The organism is Pseudoalteromonas sp. GW168-MNA-CIBAN-0100 (assembly GCF_040309225.1).
Classification (GTDB): Bacteria; Pseudomonadota; Gammaproteobacteria; order Enterobacterales; family Alteromonadaceae; genus Pseudoalteromonas; species Pseudoalteromonas arctica.
Genome location: NZ_JBEOOL010000336.1, coordinates 1 through 316, shown reverse-complemented (window position 1 = coordinate 316; position 316 = coordinate 1). Strand labels below are relative to the sequence as shown.

The 316-nt window shown below is 38.6% G+C and carries 1 pseudogene; it reads right to left on the bottom strand.

From position 1 onward, the window contains the following. Positions 1-97 precede the first annotated feature (97 nt). Positions 98-316, bottom strand: a pseudogene (locus AAEY62_RS21370) (replication initiation regulator SeqA); the annotation flags it as partial.

Below are 316 nucleotides of genomic sequence, written 5' to 3'. Positions count from 1 at the left end.
CATTTAAATAATACGCAGACACTAACTTTGGTACATTCACTAAAGCCGATTGTGGTGCAGTTTTACCTGCGCCGGAATGAATTGCCATGGTCTTTCCTTAAAGATAATCACGAATTTTTTCAGCTTGCTCGTTGCTATAGCCTAAACTAAGTGCAACTTCATGCAGCATCATTTTTTTACGCGTGGTATTAGAATTGGTCATCACCCAATATTCACTGTCAGTGATATTTTTTGGGTTCATACTACTACCGCTATTCACTAAGTCTTCTTTACTGGTCGCGAAGTAAACACGATCTCGACCTTTAATATCTAGTAC